Raw genomic sequence first — 26,282 nt, 5'->3', positions numbered from 1 at the left:
GTAGCCCAAAACCGACATTTGTTACGGCGTTCTCGGCGTCGTAGGGTGGTGGCCATGGGCATGCTGTGCGCGGTCAGCTTCAACCGGTACGGCCGCCTCTACTACCTCGATCCGGGCGAGTTCACGCCCCAGGTCGGCGACCGTGTGCTCGTGCCCACGGATGACGGCCCCGAGGTGGCGGAGTGCGTCTGGGCGGCGCAGTGGGTGAGCGAGGACACGTCGGGCTTCCCGAAGGTGGCCGGGCTCGCCGATGACAACGATCTGCGGCGCGACGAGCTGCTGCGCAAGCGCAAGGCGGAGGCCAAGGTCGCCGCCAAAAAGCTGATCAAGGCGCACGAGCTGCCGATGAAGGTCGTCGCGGTCGACCACGTGCTCGACCAGACCGGCGCCGGCAGTGCCCGCACGACGATCTATTTCACCGCCCCGCACCGGGTCGATTTCCGTTCCCTCGTACGGGATCTTGGCGCGACCCTGCATTGCCGCGTGGAGCTCCGGCAGCTCTCGGCCCGCGACTCCGCTCGCGTGCAGGGCGGCATCGGCTCGTGCGGGCGTGACCTGTGCTGCGCGACGTTCCTGACCGATTTCGAGCCGGTCACCATCCGGATGGCCAAGGATCAGGACCTGCCGCTCAACCCCCTGCGCATCTCGGGTGCCTGCGGCCGCCTCATGTGCTGCCTCAAATATGAGCACCCGCTCTATCAGAAGTTCCAGGCCACGGCGCCCGCCATCGGCTCCCGCGTGACGACCCCCGAGGGCGACGGCCGGGTGGTGGCCCACAGCGTGCCCAAGGACGCCGTGGTGGTCCGCATGGACGCCGACGGTTCCCGCTGCTCGTGCAGCCGGGCCTCGGTCTGCGGCCCGCGTCAGTCACACGAGGAGCGCTACAGCTAACGGACCTCGATCGGCGCCTCGATGCGCCGGGGAGTCAGCGGTTCGGCGGGGTGCAGCCACGGCCCGTCGGCGGGTCCGTCGGGGTCAGGGGTCCACTTGCGACAGATCTTGTCGACGGCGATGGGGTGGATCGTCAGGCTGCCGTCCGTCGCGATGTGCATACGCAGGAAGCTCTTGTGGTCCTCGATGCCCTGACCGGCGAACAGCTCGTTGACGTTGACGCCGGCGTAGGACGCGAGCAGCAGATAGAGCGCCGTCAACTGGGTGGCGAGGAAGCCGATGACCGGGCCGTAGACGACCGCGGCGACCACGAGCGGGCCCGGCCACGCCCAGTCGTGGAACGGGAGCACCAGCCAGAGCCAGGTGCCGGCCGCGGCCAGTCCGATGTGGGCGAACGCGTGCAGCAGGCCGGCGATCCAATGTCGAGCGTGCCCGGGTTTGTCGGCCTTCGGGGGTTGGGCGAAGGCTACCGACCCCGCGATGATCAGCACCAGCATGACCGTCAGCGGAATGCTGAACAGCCGGGCGACGATGCTCGCGTTGCCGGCCGTCGCGCCCGCCATGGCCAGCATGGTCAGCACGTGGATGATGCCGAGCATCGTGACGAAACCGGGGTTACGCGTCGGGATCCGCCGGAAAGCGCCCCACCCGAGACTGCGCGAGGTCTTGGCGTCCGGATAGGACTGGCGGAACTCGTACGGCCGGCTGACGCTGCGACTGCGGGTGAGCGTGTCGGGCTGCGGGACGATCAGCTCGTCCGGCAGTTGCTGCGTGCCGACCAGATAGGCGCCGCCACCCCCACAGGTGATCAGCTCACGCCCGGGGTCGCTGTAGCGCGCGTAGTGATGCAGGTCGCCCGAGACGAGCACCCGCGTGGTCGCGCCCCGCGGGTCGAGAATCTTGCGGATGAAGTAGTCGATCGCGTCGTATTCCTCGGGACTGTCGACCGACTTGACCCACTTCGGCGACGGGGTCATCAGGATGACGCGATCCTCCGGGCCGACATGCCGGGCGGCCTGCTCGAAATACTGCAGCTGGGGATCGTCGATATACGCCCCGAACTGCTCGTCGATCGCGAACAGCCACCAGTTCGCGGGCAGCTTGACCGCGAAGTAGGACCGGCGCTGCTCGGTGCGCCACCCGCCGATGTGACCGTCCTTGCGGCGGGCGAAGAGCCGGATGAAGGCGGTGAGCCCGTCGTACCAGTCGTGGTTGCCCGGCAGCGCGAACAGGGTGGGCTGCGGCACCCCGGCCGGCGGCTCGGGCAGCGCGGCGCGATAGGGCCCCTTCATCCGGCTCTCGTAGCCGTCGCCGCTGGCCAGCGGATAGACCTGGTCGCCACCCATCAGCAGCAGGCGGCCCCGGGGCAGCGCGGCGCCGTCGACCTCGAGGCTCGGCTGGGCCAGCAGATAGGCCACCGAATACGTCGCGTCGAAGCCGTCGCCCAGGTCGGCCACATAGTCGAGCCAGAGCTCGCCGTCCTCGGTCTCCGAGTGGTCGAACCAGCCGCCGTCGAGGGCGTTCTGCAGCTCACGCTTGTCGAGATAGGCCCCGAACAGGGTCGCCAGCAGGGCGCGCAGCCCCGTGCTGAGCAGCAGCAGCGGGGCCAGCCAGCCGACCGGCCGCTGCGGCGTGAACCCGAGCTCACGGGGCTGCATGCTGCCGGGCCGGCGCGGCACGACCTGACCCGTCGGCAGCGGGGGAGGCTCAGGGTGATCGTCGGTCACGCGGGGAACACTAGTCCCGCCCCCCGACATTCGGACCCCGGCGTGGCGTCGAGGGCGGATACCGTACACTTGGTTCTCGTTGCCGCCTTAGCTCAGTCGGCTAGAGCGACGCACTCGTAATGCGTAGGTCGACGGTTCGATTCCGTCAGGCGGCTCCATGCGAAAGCCCAGGTCAGATGGCCTGGGCTTTTGCCATTCCCGGCGCTGGGCCAGGTCGCTCAGCGGCGGCTGTAGCGGCCGGGGCCGTCCGGGGTCTCGTCGTCGTTAATGCCGAGCAGTTCCGCCATCTCCTCGAGCGGCGGCTCCTCGTCGCGCCCGTTGGCTCGGTGGTCGGCGGGCGGGATCGCCTGCGTGACGTCGGCGGCCGGGCGGTCGGGGATCGGCTGGGTCTCGTCCACGTCGGCCATCGGCCGGTCCGCGATCGGCTCGGTGGGGTCGGCCGCCTCAGCCACCGTCCGATCCGCGATCGGCTCGGTGAGGTCGGCCGCCTCAGCCACCGTCCGAGCCGCGATCGGCTGGGTGACGTCGGGCGCGGAGTCGCCCCGGGCAGCGGGCGCGGCCTCGCCCAGGGCAGCGGGCGCGGTCTCACCCGGGGCAGCCGGAGCGGAAGGAGTGGTGGGCCTGGCGCGGCGGTCGTCGGGGCCGACGCGGCGGTTGTGGGTGGCCGTCAGGTCGGGGGCGCCGAAATCCGGCTCCGGGGGCAGGTCGGTCGAGGCCGGGGCCGGGTGGTTCGGCTCGGCCGCGCCCAGCAAGCCCGAGAGGCGTTCCTCGACCACGGTGGTGATGTCGTCGACCGGGCGAGCCGCGTCGAGCACCAGGTAGCGTTTCGGGTCGGCCGCGGCCAGGTCGAGGAAGGCGTAGCGGACCCGCTCGTGGAACGACCGGGATTCGCTTTCCAGGCGGTCGGTGCCCTCGCCGCGGGAGTCGACCCGGTTGAGGCCGACGCCGGGGTCGACGTCGAGCAGCACGACCAGGTCGGGCTTGAGGCCGCCGGTGGCCCATGACGACAGCCACGAGATCTCGGCCACCGGCAGGGTGCGGCCGGCGCCCTGATAGGCCAGCGACGAGTCGACGTAGCGGTCGCTGATCACCACCGCGCCGCGGGCCAGGGCCGGGCGGACGACGGTGGCCACGTGGTGGGCGCGGTCGGCCGCGTAGAGCAGGGCCTCGGACCGGGGCGACGGGGCCTCGCTCTTGTCGAGCACCAGCTGGCGGATGCGCGCCCCGACGTCGGTGGCGCCGGGCTCGCGGGTGACCACCACGTCGCGCCCCTCGGCCTGCAGGAGCGCCGCCAGCCGGGTGACCTGGGTCGACTTGCCCGCGCCCTCGCCGCCCTCGAAGACGACGAAGATGCCGCTGCGCACGAACTGCTCGTCGGGCGCGAGCGGGCGGCCGCGCAGCGAGCCCCACAGGTCGGCCAGCACGGGCACGCCGCGCTTGTCGTCCATCTGGCGGAACGAGCCGATGCCCACGAAGACGCCGACCGCGCCCGCGACCAGCAGCAGCACGCGGGTCGAGGAGACGTCGAAGTGCACGACGCCCAGGTCGACGCGCCGCGAGCTGCCCAGGCCGACGAGGAAACCGGAGAGCGTGATGGCCAGCAGCAGCACCATCCGCACGCCGATCTGGACGACGGCGAACACCCTGCCCCGTACGGCGTCGTCGACCTCGCCGTAGAGCAGCGTCGTGCCGGCCAGGAACGCCATGCCCGCGCCGGCGCCGACGAGCAGCGCGCCGACCAGGGCCATCGAGAGGTGGAAGGCGATGCCCAGGAACATCACCGAGCCGCTGGCCAGCACGATGCTCATGCCGAACCAGCGGCGGCGGGACAGCTCCTTGATGATCATGGGGCCGAGGCCGATGCCGACCGCCAGGCCCATGAAGATCGTGCCGAAGAGCAGGTAGAACGCCGCTTCACCGGCGCCCAGCGAGGTCGCGAACGTCTTGGCCGCGCCGATCACCACGCCGCCGGCCGCGAACGCGCCGAAGATGCCGAGCACCAGACCCCGTACGAGGGGGGTGGTCCCGATGTATTTCCAGCCGTCGAGGAATTGCCGGGTCATGCTCTGCTGCTGGGCGGCCTCCTGCCGTTCCGCGCTCTTGCCGCCGATCTCCTTGATGCCGAAGAAGACGGTGATCGCGGTGGCGAGCCGGGAGATCGCGTTGAGATAGAGGGCGATCTGCACGGGCTGGGCCCAGCCGGGCAGCGTGGCCCCGGATTGCTGGATGCCCGCGGTGAGGGCGGACAGCGCGAGCGCGGCCAGGATCGGCGTGATGCCGTACGTGGTGACCAGCGTGAGCTGGTTCGAGACCTCGATCCGCGACTTCGGGATGAGGTTGGGCACCGCGGCTTCCTTGGCCGGGATCCAGATCAGCGTGATCGTCTCGCCGACGAAGGTGGCGATGGTGGCCCAGAGCACGGTGACCCCGGGCGACCCGCCGAAGAGCGGGACGAGCGGGATCGAGCCGTAGAAGACGAACCGGATCAGGTCGGTGATGACCATCGTGTAGCGCCGGTCGAACCGGTCGGCGAACACGCCCGCGATCGGGCCCAGCAGCAGCGCGGGCAGCAGGCGGACGGCGATCGTGCCACCGAACGCGGCGCCCTGGCCGACGCTGCTCTCGAACTGGGCGGCGGCGAAGATGCCGGTGGCCAGCAGCCCGATCCAGTCGCCGAAGGAGGCGAGGCCGAGCACGAGCCAGAGGCGGCGGAAGGGCCGGATGCGAAGCACCGAGCGCAGCGCCGCCGCGCCGGACAAGTCGACCGGGCCGGATTCCCGCTTTTCGGTGTCGATGACCGTACCTCCCGTGATTACTGCAGGGTGCACTCTATCGGGCGGCTCGTAGCCGCCGGTTTACCCACGTTCGGGTATCGAATAAGTGAAGAGCTTTCGCATTGCTCGTGACGGCGATACGGTGCGGGCGTGATCGATGACCGCAAGGCCTTGCAGAAGCGGCTCGACCGGGCCACCGCCCACCTCGAGACGCCGGTCGCGGCAGTCGACCTGGCGGCCTTCGACGCCAACGCCGATCAATTGGCCGCGCGCGCCCAGGGCAAGCCGCTGCGCGTGGCGAGCAAGTCGGTTCGCTGCCGTACGCTGCTGGAACGCGTTCTCGCCCGCCCCGGCTGGCACGGCGTGATGGCGTACACGCTGCCCGAGGCGATCTGGCTCGTGCGCACCGGCCTGACCGACGACGTGCTGGTGGCCTACCCGACGGCCGACCGCACCGCGCTGCGCGAGCTGACCTCCGACGCCAAGCTGGCCGACGCCATCTCGATCATGGTGGACCACCCGTCCCACCTCGATCTGGTGGATCAGGTCACTCCGCCGGGCGACCGTCCCGCCGTACGGCTCTGTCTGGATCTCGACTCGTCGTGGCGCCCCGCGGCCGCCCTGCACGTCGGGGTGCGCCGCTCCCCCGTCCACTCGGCCGGTCAGGCGTCGGCCCTCGCGCGCCGCATCACCGCCCGCCCCGGCTTCAAGCTGGTCGGGATGATGTCGTACGAGGCCCAGATCGCCGGCCTGGGCGACCTGCCGCCGGGGCAGACCCTGCGGGGCCGCGCGATCCGCCTGATGCAGTCGCGCTCGTTCCCCGAGATCGTCCGCCGGCGGGGCGAGGCCGTGGCCGCCGTACGGGAGCACGCCGACCTGGAGTTCGTGAACGCGGGCGGCACCGGCAGCGTGGCCGCGACCGGGGCCGACCCGGCGGTGACCGAGGTCACGGCGGGTTCCGGCCTGTACGGACCGACGCTGTTCGACGCCTACTCGGCGTGGCGCCCGACCCCGGCCGCGTTCTTCGCGCTCAGCGTCGTCCGCCGCCCGGCCCCGCGGATCGCGACCGTGCTCGGCGGCGGCTGGATCGCGTCGGGACCGGCCGAGACGTCCCGGCAGCCGACGCCCTGGCTGCCCGCGGGCCTCAAGTTCAAGCCCGACGAGGGGCCCGGGGAGGTGCAGACCCCGCTGGTCGGGGCGGTGGCGGACACGCTACGGCCCGGCGATCGGGTCTGGTTCCGTCACGCCAAGGCCGGCGAGCTGTGCGAGCACGTCAACGAGCTTCAGCTGGTCGACGGCGAGTCAGCGACGCCGGCCCCGACGTACCGGGGGGAGGGTCATGCCTGGCTGGGCTGACCCTTCAGTTCGTGACGTGGCGGTGCAGGTATTCCCGGATCAGCGCCTTGGCCTCGGTCAGCACTGCCTCGTCGCCGCCTTGGTCGCGCCGGAAGGCCAGCTTGATCAGCGCGTCCGCGGCCTCGACCGAGATCTCCAGCGAGAACCGCATCCGTCCCCTGTCCATCAGCTGGAACTGGTCGACCAGCAGCTCGGCCAGGCGCTCGGCGATGACCGCGTTGTTGTCGCGTTCGACGTCGAGCAGGTGCACGTCGACCACGTCGCCGAAGTGCAGCGTGCGGAAGCCGGGCACCGAGCGGTGCATGTGGATGAAAATGTCGATCGCCGCGTCGACGCCGTCCCACCAGTGGGCGAACGTCTCGCTGCCGAACCGGTCGGACAAACCCTGCAGATACGCATCCATGTTGCGCATGGCCAGGGCCTGGACGATCGCCCTCTTGTCCGGGAAGAACTGGTAGACCGAGCCGATGGCGACCTCGGCGCGCTCGGCCAGAAGCGTCGTGGTCAGGCCCTCATAGCCGACCTCGTCCACGAGCTCGGCACAGGCGTCGAGCATGCGCTGGACCCGGGCAACGCTTCTGCCCTGCACCGGGACACGCCGCAGCGGCCCGGTGGTGACGGTTGGTGTCGACACGCGTCGCCACTCCCTCTCAGCAGTGATAATCGGAACGTTACTCGGATCAACGAGCGAGGCGCATCGACGGGACGCGCGGTGCGCCTGTCCGCTCGTACGGAGGACAAAGGCTGAATGACTACCCCCCGGAACGCCCGCAGTTGGATCAATTGGGGCGGCAACCAGCAGTCACTCGCTGTCGACGTCCTGACCCCTGGCACTGTTGACGAGGTCGTGAGCCACGTCAAGGAGGCGTCGGAAACCGGACGCCGGGTCAAGGTCGTCGGCAGCGGTCACTCGTTCACCGACATCGCGGTCGCCAACGACCAGCGGATGCTCATGCACCAGCTGACCGAGCTCGTCTCGGTCGACGGCCCGCTGGTGACGGTGCAGGCCGGCATGCCGCTCTGGAAGCTCAACGAGCTGCTGGCCAGGCACGGGCTGGCGATGCCGAACCTGGGCGACATCGACGCGCAGACGATCTCGGGGGCCATCTCCACCGGCACGCACGGCACGGGCGCGGATCACTGCACGCTGGCGACCTGCGTCGAGGCCGTGAAGCTGGTCACCGCCGCGGGCGAGGTTCTCGAGATCAGCAAGGGCGACGAGATCTTTCCCGCCGTACGGCTCGGGATCGGCGCCCTGGGCATCCTCGTCGAGGTGACGCTGCGTTGCGTGCCGGCGTTCACGCTGCTGGCCGACGAGCGCCCGATGGCCCTGACCGACGTGCTGGCCGGTCTCGACGAGTGGATCCCGGCCAACGAGCACGTCGAGTTCTACTGGTATCCGTACACCGACCGGGCGCAGCTCAAGCGGAACAACAAGGTGGCCGAGAACGACCGCCCGCTGTCCGGCTTCCGGGGCTGGATGGACGACGAGTTCCTGGCCAACACGCTCTGGCAGGGCGTCTGCAAGCTGGGCCGGCGGGTTCCGGCCGTGGTGCCCACGGTGCAGTCGATCGCCGCGCGGGCGCTCACGGCCCGCACGTACACCGAGCGCTCGGACCGGGTCTTCTGCACGCCGCGGCGGGTGCACTTCACCGAGATGGAGTACGAGATCCCGCGCGCGGCGCTGCCCGAGGTGCTCGACGCGCTGCCGCGGATCATCGACGGGCTGCCGTTCAAGATCCAGTTCCCGGTCGAGGTGCGGTTCACCGGCCCTGACGACGTGTGGCTGTCCCACGGCTACGGCCGCGAGTCGGCCTACGTCGCCGTGCACCAGTTCACCGGCGCGCCTTACGAGCCCTACTTCAAGGCGTTCGAGGCCGTCTGCCAGCCCCTCGGCGGACGCCCGCACTGGGGCAAACTGCACTACCGTACGGCGGCGGATCTGCGCCCGGCCTATCCGAAGTTCGACGACTTCGTGGCCGTACGCGACCGGCTCGACCCGGCCCGGGTCTTCACCAACGACTACCTGGACCGGGTGCTCGGCGCCTGACTACTCGGACGTGGCCGCGGCCTTGGCCGGCGCCGTCTTCTTGGCCGGCGCCGCCTTCTTCGCGGCGGCGGTCTTCTTGGCCGGCGCGGCCTTCTTGGCGGCCGTCTTCTTCGCGGGAGCCTTCTTCGCCGCCGCCTTCTTGGCCGGCGCGTCGGAGGCTGCCGCCTTGGCGGGCGCCTTCTTGGCCGCGCGCTTCTTCGGCGCCGGGCCCTTGGCCCGCTTCTCGGCCAGCATCTCCGACGCCTGCTCGATCGTCAGGTTCTCGGGGGTCTGCTCGCCGCGCAGCGACGCGTTGTATTCGCCGTCGGTCACGTACGGCCCGAACCGGCCGTCCTTGATGACCATCGGCTTCTCGGTCACCGGGTCGGGACCCATCTCGCGCAGCGGCGGCTTGGCCGCGCCCCGGCCGCGGGTCTTCGGGGCCGCCAGCAGCGCCAGCGCCTCGTCGAGGGTGACCGTGAACAGCTGATCCTCCGACGCCAGCGAGCGCGAGTCGGTGCCCCGCTGCACGTACGGGCCGAAGCGGCCGTTCTTGGCGATGATCTCGTTGCCCTCGGGGTCCTTGCCGACCACCCGGGGCAGGCTGAGCAGCTGCAGCGCCTGGTCGAGAGTGAGCGTCTCGGGCGTCTGCGACCGGAACAGCGACCCGCGCCGCTCGCCGCTCTGCACGTACGCCCCGAAGCGGCCCGACTTGATCAGCACGGGCTCGTTGGTCTGCGGGTCGTCGCCCAGGCTGCGCTCGCCGCCCCCGCCGAGGAAGAGCTCCTTGACCTTCTCGAGGTTGAGCTCGTCGGGCGCGACCCCCTCGGGGATCGAGACCCGGTTGGCCTTGTCGTTCGCCTGTTCCTCGGTCGCGCCGGGCACCTGACGCTGCAGGTAGGGCCCGAACCGGCCGACCCGCACCACGATGTGGCGGCCCTCCTCGTCGTCGAAGAGGGGGATCGAGTTGATCAGGCGGGCGTCGATCGCGCTGAGGTTCTCGGTGACCATCTTGCGCAGGCCGCCGGCCTTGGCGATCTCGTCGTCGGCGCCGGGGGTCTGGCTGCCGAAATAGAAGGAGGTCAGGAAGTCGAGGGAGGCGTGGTCGCCGCCCGCGATGCCGTCGAGGTCGTTCTCCATCGCGGCCGTGAAGCCGTAGTCGACCAGGCGCGGGTAGTGCTGCTCCATGAGGTTGACCACGGCGAACGCGATGAACGTGGGGATCAGCGCCTGGCCGCGCTTCTCCACGTAGCCGCGGTCCTGGATCGTCTGCATGATCGACGCGTAAGTGGAGGGGCGGCCGATGCCGAGCTCCTCCATCGCCTTGACCAGCGACGCCTCGGTGTAGCGGGCGGGCGGGCTGGTGTGGTGGCCCGCGGCGGTCAGCTCGTCGGCGTCGAGCGGCTGGTCCTTGGCGAGGTTGGGCAGGCGGCGCTCGGCGTCCTCGGCCTCCGCGTTCTCGTCGTCGGACGACTCGACATACGCCTTCAGGAAGCCCGGCTCGGTGATCGTCTTACCGGTGGCGCCGAAGTCGGCCTCCTCCTGCGCCGTGGAGACGGCCCGGATGCGCACCGAGATCGAGTTGCCGACCGCGTCGGTCATCTGCGACGCGACCGTGCGGCGCCAGATCAGCTCGTAGAGCCGGAACCCGTCGCCCGAGAGCTCCCCGGCCAGCTCGGCGGGGGTGCGGAAGGTGTCACCGGCGGGCCGGATGGCCTCGTGAGCCTCCTGCGCGTTCTTGACCTTGCCCTTGTAGTGGCGGGGCTCCGGCGGAACGCTGCGCTCGCCGTAGAGCTCGGCGATCTGCCGGCGGGCGGCCGCGATGGCCGTCTCCGACAGGTTGACCGAGTCGGTACGCATATAAGTGATGTAGCCCTCTTCGTACAGCCGTTGGGCCGTGCGCATCGCCTGGGCCGACGACATGCGCAGCTTGCGGGCGGCCTCCTGCTGCAGCGTCGAGGTGATGAAGGGCGGGTAGGGCCGGCGCCGATACGGCTTCTCCTCGACCCGGGTGACCGTGAACTCCTGGCCCTCGAGCCGGGCCGCCAGCCCCCGGGCGCCGGCCTCGTCGAGCTGCGTGACGGCCGCGCCGGGCTTGAGACGGCCGGTCGTGGGCTCGAAGTCCTTGCCGGTGGCGATCCGGTCGCCGTTGAGCGCGATCAGCGTGGCGCCGAACTGGCGCGGACCCTCGACCTGGCCCCGGACGGCGAGCAGGGCGTTGATGTCCCAATACTCGGCGGTGCGGAACGCCATGCGCTGACGCTCGCGCTCGACCACGATGCGGGTCGCCACGGACTGGACGCGGCCCGCCGAGAGCTTCGGCATGACCTTCTTCCAAAGCACCGGGCTGACCTCGTAGCCGTAGAGGCGGTCGAGGATGCGGCGGGCCTCCTGCGCGTCGACGAGGTTTTTGTCGATCTGGCGCGGGTTGGCCACGGCGGCCTGGATCGCGGGCCGGGTGATCTCGTGGAAGACCATCCGGTGCACGGGCACCTTGGGGTTGATCGTCTCGAGGAGGTGCCACGCGATGGCCTCGCCCTCGCGGTCCTCATCGGTGGCGAGGAAGATCTCGTCGACCTCTTTGGCCAGCTTCTTCAGCTTGGCGATCTGCTGCTTGCGATCGGCCGAGATCACATAGAGCGGGTGGAAGCCGTTGTCGACGTCGACGCCCAGCCGTGCCCACGACTCACCCTTGTACTGTTCGGGCACCTCGTCGGCGTTCTTGGGCAGATCCCGGACATGGCCGATGGAGGCCTCGACCAGATAGTCGGGGCCCAGATAACCGGCGATCGTCTTGGCCTTCGACGGGGACTCGACGATGACCAGACGGGTCGTCCTGGTGTCACTCGGCACGGCACTCCCAAACTTCGACACTTTCGCGTTCCGCCATGTGGACATGGCCGAACACAGACTTTCAACGTAACGCGCCGGATGAGTCAACATTCCCCGGCAAGCCCGGAGTCGGATGGTAACGGTCCGGCCACCGTATGCCTCCGACGGCGACACCGTACACCGGGAACATGCTGTCGTGTCGCACACAATCCAGGAAGATCACGCAGCCGCGCCACCGGGCCAGAGTCGTTCGGGGGCCGCCGCGGGCCGTTCGCCGACCAGCTCGGCCAGGCGCTTGACCCGCCTTTTCCCGGAGATCAGATAGCGTCGCCCGTCGTCGCTGACGCGCCCGGCCAGACCGGCCCGGACCAGCGCGGCATCGATCTCCGTGACGTCCTTGGCCGGGTCGAGACCGAGCGCGTAGCCACCCGGGACGGGCTCGCCGGCCGCGGCCACCCAGAGACGCAGGCGAGGGCCGCTGAGGAAAAGCTGTGAAGCGGCCTGGGGCCAGGCTTGGGCCAGACCGTTCAACCTTCGGGAGTACGCCGTGAGAACCTCGAACCGGGGGGCCGCCGGCTCGGGTTCCGGCTGTGCCTCGGGCGCGAGTTTTGCCTCGTCAGCGCCGTCCTGCGACTCGCCCGAGTCGCCTGGGGTCGCGCTCGCGTCGCCCGTGACTTCGCCCACGTGGGCCGCTTCGACCGCCCGCAATTTTGTGGACTTTTTCGGTTTGTCGGCATCTGCCGGAACTTCGGCCGTGGTGCCGCCGCGCGGATCAGCGTCGGCACCGAGCTCGGGAATCGAGTCGTCCTCGAACGGCGCGTACACGACGTCTCGTACATCTGTCTCTTCATGGTCTTGATCTTGAATAGGGCGCCAGTTGACCACCAGGCCCCGGATGACGAGCTCGGCCACCAGCACATGCACCCGCCAGGCGGCGTCGACCGGCACCAGCACCCGGGCCGTCCCGCCCATCCGCCCGAGCACCCCGGGCCCGGCCAGCAGCCCGGCGAGGTCGGCGGGCGACGGCTCGGTGGTCTCGGCGCCGAAGAACGGCAGCTGACGGCCGGCCTCGGGCGACGGCGGGTCGGCGCGGGGCGAAGCAGGGCGCTTGGCAGCCGGAACCGGCGCGGGCAGCACCTCGCGCGGGATAAGCGGCCACCCCGTCTCGGTCATCTCACCGGCACTCGGGCACTTCGTCGAAGGCGGCCTTGAGCTCGCTGGAGCTCAGCTTGCTGGTGTCGAGGCCGCTCGCCTGATAGTCGCTCTGCAGCTGCTGCACGACCTGGGTGACCTGCTGATAGAAGGTCTGGGCGGGCGCCGTCGGCAGCCCCTCGATGCCGCTCCTGGCCCTCGAGTAGGCGTCGCGTGTGGCGGCCAGCGAACCGGTGAAGCCGTCGGCGATCCGCTCGCCGTCGTCGACGTCGGGCACCCCGGCCTTGACCACCCCGGCCCGCGCCTTCTCGCTGGCGTCGGCCGCCCCGCCGAACAGGCGCATCAGATTTTCCTTGGCCTGACTGGGCGTGGTGGCGGTGTCCATCTGCTGCTGGGTGCGTGACGTGAGGGAGCCGATCTCGCTGCGCCACGGCTCGAGAGTGGTGCACACCGAGGCCGCCCAGGCGCGGGCGCTGTGCGACCCGGAACAGGCGGCGAGGGATGCGACGAGCGCGAGAACGACAAGTGGAACGAGGGGTCGGGCCGGGCGCATGGGAAGCAGCGTACGGGCAACGTCCGACAACCTCATCTATGGTGCGGGGCACCCGGCTCAGCCGGGTGCCCCGCATCGGGATCAATCAGCCTCAGGCGGTGACCTTGGCGGTCGGCGTCGAGCTGCTTGTCGGGGTGTCGTCACCCATCGAGATGGGCTTGCGCTTGCTCCACACCACCGCGCCCGCGATGATCAACGCCGCCACGACCGCAATCGAGATGCGCAGCGGGTTGTTCTGGTCGTTGCCGATGCTCCAGGCCACGACGGCCGGGGCGATCAGCAGCGAGACCAGGTTCATCACCTTGATCAGCGGGTTGATGGCCGGGCCCGCGGTGTCCTTGAACGGGTCGCCCACGGTGTCACCGATGATCGTCGCCTCGTGCGACTCGGAGCCCTTGCCGCCGAAGTTGCCGTCCTCGACCAGCTTCTTGGCGTTGTCCCAGGCCCCACCGGAGTTGGACAGGAAGACCGCCATCAGCGTGCCCGTGCCGATCGCACCGGCCAGGTAGGACGCGAGCGCGCCCGCGCCGAGGCCGAAGCCGACGGCGATCGGCGCCATGATCGCCAGCAGGCCCGGGGTGAGCAGCTCGCGCTGCGCGTCCCGGGTGCAGATGTCGACCACGCGGCCGTACTCGGGCCGCTGGGTGCGGTCCATGATGCCCGGGAACTCGCGGAACTGGCGGCGGACCTCCATGACGACCGCGCCCGCCGAGCGGGACACGGCGTTGATGGCCAGGCCGGAGAAGAGGAACACAACGGCCGCGCCGACCAGCAGGCCGACGAGGTTGCGCGGGTTCGCGATGTTGAGCAGGCCCAGGATCTCGTTGCCGACCTGGCCGGCGTCGATGCCGGCGTCGGCCAGCGAGGTGGCCAGGCTGTTGGTGTACGAGCCGAACAGCGCCGTCGCGGCGAGCACGGCCGTCGCGATCGCGATGCCCTTGGTGATCGCCTTGGTGGTGTTGCCGACCGCGTCGAGCTCGGTCAGGATCTGCGCGCCCTTCTCGTCGACGTCGCCGGACATCTCGGCGATGCCCTGCGCGTTGTCCGAGATCGGGCCGAAGGTGTCCATGGCGACGATGACGCCGACCGTGGTCAGCAGGCCGGTGCCGGCGAGCGCGACGGCGAACAGCGACAGGGTGAGCGACGAGCCACCCAGCAGGAACGCGCCGAACACACCGGCGCCGAGCAGCAGCGCCGAGTAGACCGCGGACTCGAGGCCGACGCTGATGCCGGCCAGCACGACGGTGGCCGCACCGGTCTGCGACGACTTGCCGATGTCCTGCACCGGGCGGCGGTTGGTCTCGGTGAAGTAGCCGGTCAGCGCCTGGATGGCGGCGGCCAGCACGATGCCGATGACGACCGCGCCGACCGCGAGCCAGCGCGGGTCCTGCCCGCTGGCCAGGATGTCGGCCGAGATGCCCTCGTCCTCGAAGCCCGCGAACGACGACGGCAGGTAGACGAAGCTGACCACCGCGACGGCGACTGCGGCGACGGCCGCGGAGATGTAGAACGCCCGGTTGATGGCGGTGAGGCCGTTCCGGTCGCTCGGCCGCAGCCGGGTGATGAAGACGCCCAGGATGGCGATGACGACGCCGACCGTCGACACGATCAGCGGGAAGATCAGGCCGTCCTGACCGAACGCGGCCGAGCCCAGGATCAGCGCGGCGACCAGGGTCACGGCGTACGACTCGAACAGGTCGGCCGCCATGCCGGCGCAGTCACCGACGTTGTCGCCCACGTTGTCGGCGATCGTCGCGGCGTTGCGCGGGTCGTCCTCGGGGATGCCCTGTTCGACCTTGCCGACCAGGTCGGCGCCGACGTCCGCGGCCTTGGTGAAGATGCCGCCGCCGACCCGCATGAACATGGCGAGCAGCGCGGCGCCGAAGCCGAAGCCCTCGAGCACGGTCGGGGCGTCGCCGCGGAAGATCAGCACGACGAGCGCGCCGCCGAACAGGCCCAGGCCGACGGTGAGGAAGCCGACCACACCACCGGTGCGGAAGGCGATGCCCATCGCCGTCTCGCGGCCACCGTTCTCGCCCGCCGCCGCGGCCACCCGCAGGTTGGCCCGCGTCGCCAGCGCCATGCCGGCGCCGCCGATGAACGAGCTGAACACGGCGCCGACGATGAAGAACAGCGACCGTCCGATCTTGACCCAGACCTCGTTGTCGGTGTCGTGCACCGGCAGGAGGAAGAGCAGGACGACCGCGATCACCACGAAGATGGCGAGGGTCTTGAACTGGCGGAACAGGTAGGCCGACGCGCCCTCTTGGACGGCCCCGGCGATCTCCTGCATGTTCTTGGTGCCCCGGCCGGCCTTGAGAACCGACTGGACGAACATCGCCGCGAAGCCCAGCGCGATGAGCGCGAAGACCAGGGCGACGATGACAAACGTGACGTTAGAACCACTTAATGAGGTCCCGGACATCAATGTCCTCCTGTACACCGACCGCGCCCGGTTTCGGCGGACGAGACCGCACGGGCGCATCCCCTTGCGAGGGGAAACGACAACTGGGTCCCGCGGCCGCGGGACCAGGAGCAGTAGCTGATAACTCGCGTACTGTATCGGCCGATGGTGGTGCTGGTCACACCTGAGTTCAGCCGTGTCGTGGTGATGTTTGCCGCTGTGTTAGCAGGCGGATGTCGGGGTATCAACGAGGGTTGATATCGTCGCGGATTTGTCCAGTTTGTTTTAAGACCGGTTCAGCGCCGCCGGACCGGCCAGACCATCCGGACCTCCGTGCCCGGGCCGTCGTCAACCGGGCGTACCTGCAGGTCGTCGACAAATCCGGCCAGCAGCGCGAAACCCACGCCGGTGGTGAGCGCCTCGTCGGTCAGCGACTCGTCGGCCAGCTCGTCGGGCGGCAACTTGGTCAGCCCGACGCTCGCCTCGATCGGGGCGTGGTCGATGACCCGTACGGAGTAGGAATCCGAATCAGACATTTCGACGGTCACCAGATCGGGCAGACCGTACTGATTGTGCAAGGCGACGGCGCGCGTGCAGGCCTCACCGATCGCCAGCCGGACCTCGTCCAGCAGCTCTTCGGCGACCCCGGCACGCCGGGCCACCGCAACGCCGACCAGCCGTGCAGTCCGAACGTGCACGGGGGCGGGAGAGAAGGACAGCCGAACTGTCGCCATCACGAAGTCGCGCTGCCGTCGCTGTCTGCGGTGGCCGCCTCGATCGTGGGGAAGATCGGGAAGACCTGATCGAGCGCCGTGATCCGGAAGATCTTGAGCAGGGCCTCCTTGGAGCACACGAGGCTGAACCGCCCGTTCGCCACCCGCAGCCGCTTCATCGCGCCGACCAGCACGCCGAGGCCGGTGGAGTCGAGGAACTCCACGCCGCCGAGGTCGACGACGACGCTGCGGACCCCGGAATCGACCAGCTCCACGAGGCGCTCACGCAGCCTCGGAGCCGTGTAGACGTCGACCTCGCCGCCAACCTCGAGCACCGTGTGCTCGGCGACGGTCCTGGTCGCAAGGGACAGCTCCATCGCTCCTCCTCCCTGCGGGGGCACGCTGATTGACGGCCGATCTCCCCAGCGAATCTAACCATCGACCGGCAATCGGCCGACGTCCGGCTCCACCGTCGTACCCGTTTGAGGTTCCCGCCATTCGGGTGTCACAGTGGCCGGCGTGACGTCGACCGCCTACGGCCCCGCCGAACTGCTGCAGCGGCTGCGGGCCCGCACCCCGGCGGCCGACTCCCCCATCACCCATATCGAGGAGATTCCCGCCCGTACGGGGAAAACCGCTCCCTGGCCCGAGTGGGCCGCCCCGGAGGTGGTCGCCGCCCTGACCGCGCACGGCATCGCCCAGCCGTGGGAGCACCAGGCCACCGCGGCGTCGCTGGCCGCCGAGGGCACCCACGTCGTCGTGGCGACCGGCACCGCGTCGGGCAAGTCGCTGGCGTATCAGCTCCCGATGCTCACCCGGCTCGCCGTCGACCCGCGTGCGACGGCGCTCTACCTCTCGCCGACCAAGGCGCTCGCGGCCGACCAGCTGCGCGCGGTGACCAAGCTCGGCATCGACGGGGTGCGCCCGGCCACGTACGACGGTGACACCTCCCGCGAGGAGCGCGAGTGGATCCGGCAGCACTCCCGGCTGATCCTCACCAATCCCGACATGCTGCACCACGGCCTGCTGCCCGGCCACGCGCGCTGGGCGACCTTCCTGCGCCGCCTGACGTACGTGGTGATCGACGAGTGCCACGCCTATCGCGGGGTGTTCGGCTCGCACGTCTCGCACGTGGTGCGCCGGCTGCGACGACTGGCCGCGCGCTACGGCGGCTCGCCCACGTTCGTGCTCGCCTCGGCCACGTCCGGTGATCCCGCTGATGCCGCGTCGCGCCTGATCGGCCTGCCCGTGACCGCGGTGACCGAGGACTCGTCGCCGCGCGGGGCGACCACGTTCGCGCTGTGGGAGCCGCCCCTGCTTCCGCCCGAGGAGCCAGACCTTCCCCCCGTACGCCGGTCCGCCCTGAGCGAGACGTCCGACCTGCTCACCGACGCCGTCGTGGCGGGCACGCGCACCCTGGCGTTCATCCGCTCGCGCCGCGGGGCCGAGGTGGTCGCGACGATGACCCGGCGCTCGCTCGACGAGGCGGTGCCGGGCCTGGGCGGTCGCGTGGCGGCGTATCGGGCGGGCTACCTGAAGGAGGACCGCCGCAAGATCGAGCGTGCCCTGCTCTCGGGCGAGTTGCTCGCGCTGGCCTCGACCAACGCGCTCGAGCTGGGCGTCGACCTGGTCGGGCTGGACGCGGTGCTGATCTGCGGCTACCCCGGCACCCGGGCGTCGCTCTGGCAGCAGGCCGGGCGGGCCGGTCGCGACGGCGGCTCGGCGCTGGCGGTGCTGATCGCGCGGGACGACCCGCTCGACACCTACCTCGTGCACCACCCGTCGGCGCTGTTCGGCCGCCCGGTCGAGATGACGGTGCTGGATCCGGCCAACCCGTACGTGCTGGGTCCGCAGCTGTGTTGCGCCGCGTCCGAGATGCCGTTGACCGCGGCCGACATGTCCCTTTTCGGACCGGCTGCTCTGCCTGCGGTCGAGGGGTTGACCGCCTCGGGTGCGCTGCGGAAGCGGCCGTCGGGCTGGTATTGGACGCGTCCCGGCCGCCCCGACGTCGACCTGCGCGGCGCGGGCGGCGCCCCGGTCTCGATCGTCGAGGCGTCGACGGGCCGCCTGCTGGGCACGGTCGACCAGACGTCCTCACACGTCATGCTGCACACCGGCGCGGCCTACCTGCACCAGGGCGTGACCTACCTGGTGGACAACCTCGACCTGGACGACGCGATCGCGCTGGTGCACCACGAGGAGCCCGACTGGACGACCCAGGCCCGCGACGTGACCGACGTCGAGGTGCTGGGCATCCGCGAACACATCAGCGCGGGCCCGGTCGGCCTGTTCCTCGGTGACGTCGAGGTGACCAGCCAGGTCGTCTCATATCAACGCCGCCGCATCACGACCGGCGAGGTGATCGACACCCGGCCCCTCGACCTGCCGGTGCGCGACCTGCGGACGGTGGCCGTTTGGTTCACGATCTCACCCCAGGCCCTCGACCGCGCCGGCGTCGAACCGCCCGACGTCCCCGGCGCCCTGCACGCCGCCGAACACGCCGCGATCGGCCTGCTGCCGCTGATGGCCACCTGCGACCGCTGGGACATCGGCGGCCTGTCCACGGCCAACCACGTCGACACCGAGGCCCCGACGGTCTTCGTCTACGACGGGCACCCCGGCGGCGCCGGTTTCGCCGAACGCGCCTACGCCGTGGCCGCCGACTGGCTCGCGGCCACCCGGGAAGCCATCGCCGCCTGCACGTGCGACTCCGGCTGCCCGGCGTGCGTCCAGTCCCCCAAGTGCGGCAACGGCAACAACCCCCTGCACAAACTAGGCGCCGTCCAGGTCCTCGACACCGTGCTGACCGCCCTGGCCGATCAGTCCGGCAGGGCGTAGACCGGGCCTGCTCGGGCCGTGGCCACCGCTTGTCCGCCCAGGCCGAAGGCGACGCGGACCTCGACCTCGGCCCGGACGACGATCTCCAGGCCCTCGACCACGCACGACGTCATGCGGCCGCCGTTGGCCGTCACGAACCGGGCGGCTCGGGGGCACGCTGTCTCGGGGCCGAAGATCGCCTGGGTGCCGCCGGCCAGCGCGCCCAGATCGGCGGCCGTGCGGGCCTGGTGGCGACCGACCCGAGCCGCGCCCACGCTCGCGCCGAAGACGCCCGCCGTGACCAACACCAGGCCGATCGCCAGGACGAGGACGGTGGCCGCCCCGCGGTCCCTCACAGCACCGGCTCCGGCTCGCGGGCGGCCGTCGCCGAGCCCTCGACGGTGATCGCGGGCAGTTGGGCGCCCAGCACCCGGAAGTGCGCCCGCACGTGGACCGTCACGATCTCGCCGTCGCCGCCCAGCTCGACCGCCGCGCCCGGCGGGGCCACCCGGGCGCCCGCCGCGGCCCCCGACTCGCCGCGGGCCTCGGCCAGGGCCGCCTCGCGGGCGGCGTCCAGGCATTGGCCCTTGGCGGCCACGGCCGACACCATGGCCAAGCCCGCCAGGAGCAGCAGCATCAACGCCGGCAGCCCGGCCGCGAGCTCGGCCGTGAACGCTCCCCGGTCGCACCGCGAGACCGCGAACGCTCCCCGGTCGCACCGCGAGGCCGTGAACGCTCCCCAGTCGCGCCACGAGACCGGGGACGCTCCCCAGACGCGCCGCGAGGCCAGGGACGCTCCCCGGTCGCGGCCGGGCCGCCGGCGCCGGATCACTTCAGCGCCCGGCCGATGATGCCGGTCAGGGCGGCCATCACGGCCGTTCCCGTCAGGACCTTGTAGAGGATGCCGGCGAACGCGACCGCCGCCAGTGTGCCGACGGCGTATTCGGCTGTGTTCATGCCGGCGTCCGCCGCCTCGGCCCGCAGCCGCGCGAAGTTCGCGATCAGTTTGCGCACGTGGTTCTCCTTCAGTTGTGGTGAGCGACCGGCCCGCGGCCGGTCCGGTGGTCCCGGGGTCAGAGCACGTCCCCGAGGACCGCGATGAGCACCGGGACGAGCCCGGCGAGCAGGAAGGCGGGCAGGAAGCACAGCCCGAGCGGCAGCACGATCAGCACGGCGGCCCGCTGCGCGGCCGCCTCGACGGCCACCGACCGGTCGGCCCGCAGGTCGTCGGCGAGCCCGCCCAGCGCCTTGGCCAGGGCGCCGCCGCTGGCGCTGGTGCGCACCGCCGCCGCGACCAGCCGGTCGGCGCCCGGCACCCCGTCGAGGTGCCCCCACGCCTCGGCCGGGGCCGCGCCCAGCGCCAGCGATCGGGCCGTGCGGCACAGCCGGGTGCCGAGCGGCCCGTCGAGGGCGTCGGCCACCGCGGCGGCCGCCCCGTCGACCGGCGCGCCCGCCCGCAGCGCGGCCGCCAGCAGGTCGGCCCCGAGCGGCAGGTCGGCCGCGGCGGCCCGGCGCTCCTGCCGGACCCGGGCCGGTTCGCGCCGCCGCAGGAACCGCTCGGCGCCCACCCCGGCGGCGACGCCCGGGAGCACTCCCCACCAGGTGCCGAGGTAGCCCGTGACGGCCAACCCGGCCAGGACCGCCAGCAGGATCCTCAATCGCCGTGCGTTCGCGGCCGGCGCCGACCGCGGGACCGGGCGCAGGAAGGCCAGCCGCCGACGACGAACCGCGGGGGTGATGACCAAGGCGAGGGCCGCCCCCACAAGCAGCAGGGCGGTCATCGGGTCACCCCGACGAAAAGCCGTCGCGACCGGAACAGGGCGGTCATCGGGTCACCCCGCCGACGAGACGCTCCGACCAGAGCAGGCCGCCGGCTTGCAAGCCCACCGCGACCAGCCCGCAGGCCGCACCGAGCGGGGTGTGCAGCAGCACCCGCAGCGGGTCGGCGCCCATGGCCGCGCCGAGCCCGAGCCCCGCCACCGGCAGACAAGCCAGCAGCATGGCCGTGGCGTGGGCGCCGGCCGCCTGGGCCTTGGCCGACGCGCCGGCCCGGTCGGCCGCGCGCGCGTCGGCCTCGATCCGTTCGACCAGGTCGGCCGCGGGGGCGCCGGTCCGCTCGGCGAGACGCCACACCGAGCCCGTCAGCCGCCGCAGCCGATCGCCGCTGCCGGGGCTGCTCGCGGGTGGCAGCCCCGCTCGCAGATCGGCCGCCAACGCCGCCAGTGCGTCAAGCGCCGCCGCCCGCTCAGCCGCCTCTCGCCGCCGCCGGGCGCGCCGGATCAGGGCCCGCCCCGCGAGCGCCGCATAGGCCCCGGCCATCACCGCCCCGGCCGGGCCACCCGCGAGCAGCCCCGTCACCACCGCGACCGTCACCCCACCGGCCACCGCCTGCCGCGGCGACCGCCCGGCCGTGACGGCGATCCGACGCACGATGGCCACAAAGGACAGCCGGGGCAGTCGCACCCGCCCGTTCGGCAGCACGACGACGAGCGCCCCGGCCACGAGCAGCAGCGGCCCCCAGTTCATGGCGCCACCACCGGCGGCGTGAGCACCGCGGGCACGGCCGCCCCGCGTACGGCCAGCATGCGGGCCAGCGCCCCCGAACCGGGCCCGGCGCCGCGCAGCCGCTGCCAGGCCGGCACCACGGTGGCCAGCCGTTGCTCCCCCGAGGGCAGCAGCACGCTCACCGATTCGAGCACGCGGCCCCGATCCGTACGCCGGACCTGCAGCACCACCTGCAGCGCCGCCACCACCTGGGCGTGCAGGGCGGCCCGGGGCAGCCCGCCGAGCAGCCCGAGCGCCTCGAGCCGGGCCGGCACGTCGCCCGGCGTGTTCGCGTGCAGCGTCCCCGCCCCGCCGTCGTGCCCGGTGTTGAGCGCGCCGAGCAGGTCGACGATCTCGGCCCCGCGACACTCCCCCACGACCAGCCGGTCGGGACGCATCCGCAGCGCCTGCCGCACCAGGTCGGTCAGCCCGATCGCGCCCGCCCCCTCGACGTTCGCCGTGCGGGCCTGCAGGGCGACCACGTGCGGATGCAGGGGCCGCAGCTCGGCGGCGTCCTCCACGAGCACGATCCGCTCGGTCGGCGGCACCATGCCCAGCAGCGTGGCCAGCAGCGTCGTCTTGCCGCTGCCGGTGCCGCCGACGACCAGATAGGCCAGCCGGGCCGCGACGATCGCCTCGAGCACCGGGGCCACGGTCGGCGGGACGGTGCCGTGCTCGACCAGGTCGCTCAGGCGGAACGGCCGCTGGCGGAAGGTGCGCAGCGACAGACAGGGCCCGTCGGCCGCCACCGGGGGCAGCACGGCGTGCAGCCGGGTGCCGTCGGGCAGGCGGGCGTCGGCGTAGGGCTGGCCGTCGTCGAGCCGCCGTCCGCAGGCGGCCGCGAGCCGCTGGGCCAACCGGCGCACCTCCTCGAGGGAGCCCAGCACGATCGGCGCTCGTTGCAGGCCCACGCCCCGGTCGACCCACACGGCCAGACCGTTCACCAGCACGTCGGTCACCTGTGGATCGGCCAGCAGCGGGGCCAGCGGACCGGCCCCGACCAGCTGGTCGTGCACCCGGTCGGCCAGGCGCAGCACGGCCGTGTCGCCCAGGGCCGCCGCGTCGGACTCGCTGCGCACGGCGTGCACCACGGCCGCGGGCGTCGCCTCCCCGCCGTCGACGGCGAACCGGTGCCGCACCCGGTCGGCCACCGCCGGCGCCGAGGCCGCGAGCCGGCTGCCCAGCCCCGCGTACGCCGTCACGCCGCCACCCCCGCCGTGTCGCCCAGCAGGTCGGCGAGCAGGTGCCGGCACAGGTCGGCCAGCGGCCCCTTGCCCTCGGCGGCCGGCGCGACCCCCCGCTCGACGCCTTGGCTGATCGCCGGCTCGGGCCGCAGCGTGCCGATCAGCGGCAGGCCGAGCGCGGCCGAGATCTCCCGCGGCTTGAGCTTGCCCGGGGACGGCCCCCGCACCACCAGCGCCAGCTCGCGGCGGTGGGCCTGCACCATGCGCGCGATCCGGGCCGCGGCCGCCGATGCGCGCACCTCGGCCGGCACGATCAGCACCGCCTGGTCGGCGCATTCGAGCGCCAGCACCCCGGCGTCGTCGAGCCGGCGCGGCAGGTCGACCACGATCACGTCGCGGGCCCGCCGGCCGGCGTCGATCGTCGCGCCCATCGCCTCGGCCGGCACGAGCGGCGTCGCCTCGCGGTCGAACGAGAGCACCACGAGATCGCCCCGATGCGGCAGCGCCTCGAGCAGGGTGGGCGGATCGACCCGGCCGCCCGCCTCGGCCAGGGCCGACCAGCGCAGGCCGTCGCGGCGCTCCCACCCGAACATCAGGTCGAGCCCGCCGCCGAGCGGGTCGGCGTCGATCAGCAGGGTGCGGTGCCGGGCCGCGGCCGCGGTCGTCGCCAGCCCGGCGGCCAGGGTGCTCGCGCCCGCGCCGCCACGCCCGCCGATCACAGCCAGCACCCGGCCGATCGGCTGGTCGAGCTGCTCGGCGAAGCGGTCGACGACCCAGGAGTCGGCCACGGGCAGCTCGGCGATGTGCTCGACGCCGTGCGCGTTCGCCGCCGCCCACATCGTCTCGGTGACCTCGTCGCGGCCCACGACGGCGACCCGGGAACGGCGGGGCAGCCGGGCGCGCAGGCAGGCGTCGAGCTGATCGGCGCCGATCATGACCAGCGGGGCGGTGCCGTAGCGGGGACGGGCCGCGGCCGGGTCGGGGGCCACGTCGATCTCGGTGCCACCGGCGGCGGCGAGGCGCAGCAGATCGTCGAGCAGGTCGGGGTCGGAGGTGACGACGAGGGGCAGGCGGGCAGCGGGCATCTGCGGTCTCCAGCGCGGGGCGGCGGTTGTGGCGCCCACCTTCGCGGCTCCGGGCGGGCGCGGCCGGTGCCGGCCGCCCGGGCTGTGGACAACTCCGGGCCCTGTGGATATCGCGTCCCCGCCCGGGTCGATCTGGTATGGACGCCGAGCCCCGGCACGGCGGGTGGAACAGGCGTCGATTGGGTATGTTGGTGCCGACACGAACCGATGGGGTTGGCATGGAAAGCTCGATCAATCGTTCGCTCGACGCCGACGGAGCCGCCGTCGTGTCCGTCACGGGCGAGATCGATTTCTCGAATGCGGACGAGTTGGCCGGCTGTTTGCGCGGCGCCGTCTCCGAGTGGTCCCCGCCGGTCGTGCGGGTCGACCTGCGCGGCGCCAGCTTCATCGACTCCACCGGTCTGGGCGCCCTCATCGAGGGTTACCGCGCCACCACCGAGATCGAGTCCCGCTTCCTCGTGATCAACCCGACGCCGGCCTTCCGCCGCGTCCTCGATGTGACCGGTCTCTGCGATTTTTTCGGGTTGGGCGAGACGGCTGAGGCCGAGCCCGCCGAGCAGACGCAGGCCACCGGCGCCTGACAAAGCCGAAAGCAGCCGAAAGCAGCCGAAAGATAGGGAACGACCCCCGTCGGGGGAGACGGGGGCCGTCCGAGGATTCGGCTCCGGGGGGGTCGAGCCGAATCGACTCGGTGATCGCGGGGGGCGCAATCACCGAGGGTTCTTGAGTGGTGGGGCGCGACCGTCACAACATGAATCCCGATCGCAACAGCACAAGCATGCCTCACAGAAGCAGCGCAGTCGAGTACCGACTTGTCGCGCCCTGCGATACTGCTGCCCGTCTGACCGATTTCACGGGCTGTCACGGCCGGAGCGGCCGGGCGCGCCGAGGACAACGGCGTTGAACCACTTGCGACTACACTTGCCGCCCGTGGGCCTGAGTGCCGCGTTTTTCGACCTCGACAAGACGGTCATCGCCAAGTCCAGCGCGCTGGCCTTCGGCCGGCCGTTCTACCGTGACGGCCTGATCAGCCGTCGTGACATGGTCAAATCCGCTTACGCACAGCTGATGTTCCGGCTCGGTGGCGGCTCCGACGAGCAGGCGATGGCCCGCACCCGCGACTATCTCGCCGCGCTCTGCAAGGGCTGGCGGGTCGAGCAGGTGCAGCAGATCGTCGCCGAGACGCTCGACGAGCTCATCAATCCCTATGTCTACGCCGAGGCCGCGACGCTGATCGCCGAGCATCAGGCGGCCGGGCGCGACGTCGTGCTGGTCTCCGCCTCGGGCGACGAGATGGTCCGCCCGATCGGCGCGCTGCTCGGCATCACCGACATCATCGCCACCCGCATGGGCATCGTGGACGGGCGCTACAGCGGCGAGGTCGAGTTCTACGCGGCCGGCCCGAGCAAGGTCGTCGGCGTGCGCGAGCTGGCCCTCGAGCGTGGTTACGACCTGACCGACTGCTACGCGTATTCCGACTCCAGCAGCGATCTTCCCCTGCTTGAGGCGGTCGGCCACCCGACCGTCGTCAACCCCGATCGCACCCTGCGCCGCGCCGCGATCGAGCACGAGTGGCCCGTTCTCGAGTTCCGGCATCCGATCCCGCTGGGTCAGCGCCTGCGTGATCGGCCCGCGGTGCCGGTCGCCGCCGCGGCGCTCGGGGTGGGTGTCGGCGCCGCCATCGGCCTGGCGATCTACGCACGTCACCGCCGAGCCAAAACCCTTTCCCGTACGGGTTAGCCCCGGTCCCCGCATCACGGGATGCGCCAGGCGTTTCCTCACCCTCCTCACCCGCTTCCGGGTGGGCCCGGCCCGTTGCGCGACGGCCGCGCCGCCGAAGACGATGCGTATCGGTGCGCATTGCCGTGGGTGATCGCGCCACTCTGCGCAAGCCTAGTGAGCTGCGCGAATGCCTTTGGTCTGACTAATACCGAAAGCCAGGTTTGCCGGGCTGAAGCCCTGGCGATCATGCCGGGACGGGCGTAGAAAGAACGAGCGAGGTTCGCAGCGGAGGGGCCGGGTTTCCGGCCAGCAGGCAGCGGATTTCGTGCACGGCCACCGGGAACCCACGCGCGATCAGCCACGGCAGGCACGTTGCGACGGGACCGCGGCCCCCTGGGCTCCATTTGAGGAGCCGCGAGGCTGTGGACCGGCGACAACGACCCAGGTGCACGCTTGATAACCCGGTCCGGACGCGCAGCAGCCGGCGCCCCATCGCGGG

General features: G+C 71.7%; 21 protein-coding genes, 1 tRNA gene and 1 pseudogene. 7 read left to right on the top strand and 16 right to left on the bottom strand.

Annotation, left to right across the window (positions count from 1 at the left end; genetic code table 11):
* The first annotated feature begins 54 nt into the window (after positions 1 to 54).
* The gene (locus JKJ07_RS42530) at positions 55 to 891 is read left to right on the top strand and encodes a PSP1 domain-containing protein (RefSeq protein WP_202997693.1); all 837 of its coding nucleotides are present in this window, start codon (positions 55 to 57) and stop codon (positions 889 to 891) included.
* Here the strand turns inward: JKJ07_RS42530 and JKJ07_RS42525 are convergent.
* Positions 888 to 2,648, bottom strand: coding sequence for a metallophosphoesterase (locus JKJ07_RS42525; RefSeq protein WP_438871483.1), 1,761 nt, complete (start codon positions 2,646 to 2,648; stop codon positions 888 to 890). The two genes, JKJ07_RS42530 and JKJ07_RS42525, sit on opposite strands and share 4 nt — an antisense overlap.
* 51 nt (positions 2,649 to 2,699) lie before the next feature.
* Between JKJ07_RS42525 and JKJ07_RS42520 the strand changes: the two genes are divergently transcribed.
* Positions 2,700 to 2,776: transfer RNA gene (locus JKJ07_RS42520), tRNA-Thr, on the top strand.
* A gap of 60 nt (positions 2,777 to 2,836) precedes the next feature.
* Here the strand turns inward: JKJ07_RS42520 and tmk are convergent.
* Complete coding sequence (tmk, locus tag JKJ07_RS42515) at positions 2,837 to 5,341, bottom strand: dTMP kinase (protein ID WP_438871486.1); 2,505 nt, start codon at positions 5,339 to 5,341, stop codon at positions 2,837 to 2,839.
* Positions 5,342 to 5,542: 201 nt separating this feature from the next.
* Between tmk and JKJ07_RS42510 the strand changes: the two genes are divergently transcribed.
* Positions 5,543 to 6,748: an amino acid deaminase/aldolase gene (locus JKJ07_RS42510; protein WP_202997691.1), complete on the top strand. Its 1,206-nt coding sequence runs from the start codon at positions 5,543 to 5,545 to the stop codon at positions 6,746 to 6,748.
* Between the two features lie 4 nt (positions 6,749 to 6,752).
* Here the strand turns inward: JKJ07_RS42510 and JKJ07_RS42505 are convergent, their stop codons facing one another.
* Entirely contained in the window at positions 6,753 to 7,382 is a 630-nt protein-coding gene (locus tag JKJ07_RS42505; protein WP_202997690.1) for a TetR/AcrR family transcriptional regulator, read from the bottom strand.
* A 114-nt stretch (positions 7,383 to 7,496) separates the two neighbouring features.
* Here JKJ07_RS42505 and JKJ07_RS42500 point away from each other — a divergent pair, with 114 nt between their 5' ends.
* A complete protein-coding gene (locus tag JKJ07_RS42500; RefSeq protein WP_202997689.1) occupies positions 7,497 to 8,798 on the top strand; it encodes a D-arabinono-1,4-lactone oxidase in 1,302 nt (433 codons plus the stop codon).
* On the opposite strand, the gene topA is transcribed toward JKJ07_RS42500, so the two are convergent.
* From topA to JKJ07_RS42470, 6 genes and pseudogenes are all read right to left on the bottom strand, one after another.
* A complete protein-coding gene (gene topA / locus JKJ07_RS42495) occupies positions 8,799 to 11,630 on the bottom strand; it encodes a type I DNA topoisomerase (RefSeq protein WP_202997688.1) in 2,832 nt (943 codons plus the stop codon).
* Positions 11,631 to 12,482: 852 nt separating this feature from the next.
* Positions 12,483 to 12,782, bottom strand: a pseudogene (locus tag JKJ07_RS42490) (hypothetical protein); the annotation flags it as partial.
* Between the two features lies 1 nt (position 12,783).
* Entirely contained in the window at positions 12,784 to 13,314 is a 531-nt protein-coding gene (locus JKJ07_RS42485) for a hypothetical protein (RefSeq protein WP_202997687.1), read from the bottom strand.
* 91 nt (positions 13,315 to 13,405) lie between these two features.
* On the bottom strand, positions 13,406 to 15,739 hold the full coding sequence (locus tag JKJ07_RS42480) for a sodium-translocating pyrophosphatase (protein WP_202997686.1): 2,334 nt from the start codon (positions 15,737 to 15,739) through the stop codon (positions 13,406 to 13,408).
* Positions 15,740 to 16,014: 275 nt separating this feature from the next.
* Positions 16,015 to 16,455 (bottom strand): ATP-binding protein, encoded by a 441-nt coding sequence (locus JKJ07_RS42475; protein ID WP_202997685.1) that lies wholly within the window; start codon positions 16,453 to 16,455, stop codon positions 16,015 to 16,017.
* Positions 16,452 to 16,808: an STAS domain-containing protein gene (locus JKJ07_RS42470; RefSeq protein ID WP_184954092.1), complete on the bottom strand. Its 357-nt coding sequence runs from the start codon at positions 16,806 to 16,808 to the stop codon at positions 16,452 to 16,454. The genes JKJ07_RS42475 and JKJ07_RS42470 overlap by 4 nt, the downstream gene beginning before the upstream one ends.
* A 142-nt stretch (positions 16,809 to 16,950) precedes the next feature.
* On the opposite strand from JKJ07_RS42470, the gene JKJ07_RS42465 reads away from it, so the two are divergent.
* The gene (locus tag JKJ07_RS42465; protein WP_438871482.1) at positions 16,951 to 19,269 is read left to right on the top strand and encodes a DEAD/DEAH box helicase; all 2,319 of its coding nucleotides are present in this window, start codon (positions 16,951 to 16,953) and stop codon (positions 19,267 to 19,269) included.
* Here the strand turns inward: JKJ07_RS42465 and JKJ07_RS52080 are convergent.
* The 7 genes from JKJ07_RS52080 to ssd all read right to left on the bottom strand — a co-directional run bounded on the left by JKJ07_RS52080 (position 19,251) and on the right by ssd (position 24,061).
* Complete coding sequence (locus JKJ07_RS52080; protein WP_202997683.1) at positions 19,251 to 19,604, bottom strand: Rv3654c family TadE-like protein; 354 nt, start codon at positions 19,602 to 19,604, stop codon at positions 19,251 to 19,253. The genes JKJ07_RS42465 and JKJ07_RS52080 overlap by 19 nt on opposite strands.
* Positions 19,601 to 19,897: a TadE family type IV pilus minor pilin gene (locus JKJ07_RS52495; RefSeq protein ID WP_438871485.1), complete on the bottom strand. Its 297-nt coding sequence runs from the start codon at positions 19,895 to 19,897 to the stop codon at positions 19,601 to 19,603. Before JKJ07_RS52495 ends, JKJ07_RS52080 begins: the two co-directional genes overlap by 4 nt.
* A 179-nt stretch (positions 19,898 to 20,076) precedes the next feature.
* Positions 20,077 to 20,205, bottom strand: coding sequence for a DUF4244 domain-containing protein (locus JKJ07_RS42450; protein ID WP_438871484.1), 129 nt, complete (start codon positions 20,203 to 20,205; stop codon positions 20,077 to 20,079).
* A gap of 116 nt (positions 20,206 to 20,321) precedes the next feature.
* Entirely contained in the window at positions 20,322 to 21,029 is a 708-nt protein-coding gene (locus JKJ07_RS42445) for a type II secretion system F family protein (RefSeq protein ID WP_202997681.1), read from the bottom strand.
* 43 nt (positions 21,030 to 21,072) lie between these two features.
* Positions 21,073 to 21,774 carry a hypothetical protein gene (locus tag JKJ07_RS42440; RefSeq protein WP_236030837.1) on the bottom strand — a complete coding sequence of 234 codons (702 nt, stop codon included), beginning with the start codon at positions 21,772 to 21,774 and terminating at the stop codon, positions 21,073 to 21,075.
* Positions 21,771 to 22,994 (bottom strand): TadA family conjugal transfer-associated ATPase, encoded by a 1,224-nt coding sequence (locus JKJ07_RS42435; RefSeq protein WP_438871481.1) that lies wholly within the window; start codon positions 22,992 to 22,994, stop codon positions 21,771 to 21,773. The genes JKJ07_RS42440 and JKJ07_RS42435 overlap by 4 nt, the downstream gene beginning before the upstream one ends.
* Positions 22,991 to 24,061 (bottom strand): septum site-determining protein Ssd, encoded by a 1,071-nt coding sequence (gene ssd, locus JKJ07_RS42430; RefSeq protein ID WP_202997680.1) that lies wholly within the window; start codon positions 24,059 to 24,061, stop codon positions 22,991 to 22,993. Before ssd ends, JKJ07_RS42435 begins: the two co-directional genes overlap by 4 nt.
* A 137-nt stretch (positions 24,062 to 24,198) precedes the next feature.
* On the opposite strand from ssd, the gene JKJ07_RS42425 reads away from it, so the two are divergent.
* Together JKJ07_RS42425 and JKJ07_RS42420 are read left to right on the top strand one after the other, a co-directional pair.
* Positions 24,199 to 24,642 (top strand): STAS domain-containing protein, encoded by a 444-nt coding sequence (locus JKJ07_RS42425; protein ID WP_236030836.1) that lies wholly within the window; start codon positions 24,199 to 24,201, stop codon positions 24,640 to 24,642.
* Positions 24,643 to 24,991: 349 nt separating this feature from the next.
* The gene (locus tag JKJ07_RS42420) at positions 24,992 to 25,801 is read left to right on the top strand and encodes an HAD family hydrolase (protein WP_202997679.1); all 810 of its coding nucleotides are present in this window, start codon (positions 24,992 to 24,994) and stop codon (positions 25,799 to 25,801) included.
* Positions 25,802 to 26,282 lie beyond the last annotated feature (481 nt).

The sequence above is a fragment of the Paractinoplanes lichenicola genome (assembly GCF_016785085.1).
GTDB lineage: Bacteria > Actinomycetota > Actinomycetes > Mycobacteriales > Micromonosporaceae > Actinoplanes > Actinoplanes lichenicola.
This window is presented reverse-complemented; position numbering and strand designations above follow the sequence as displayed.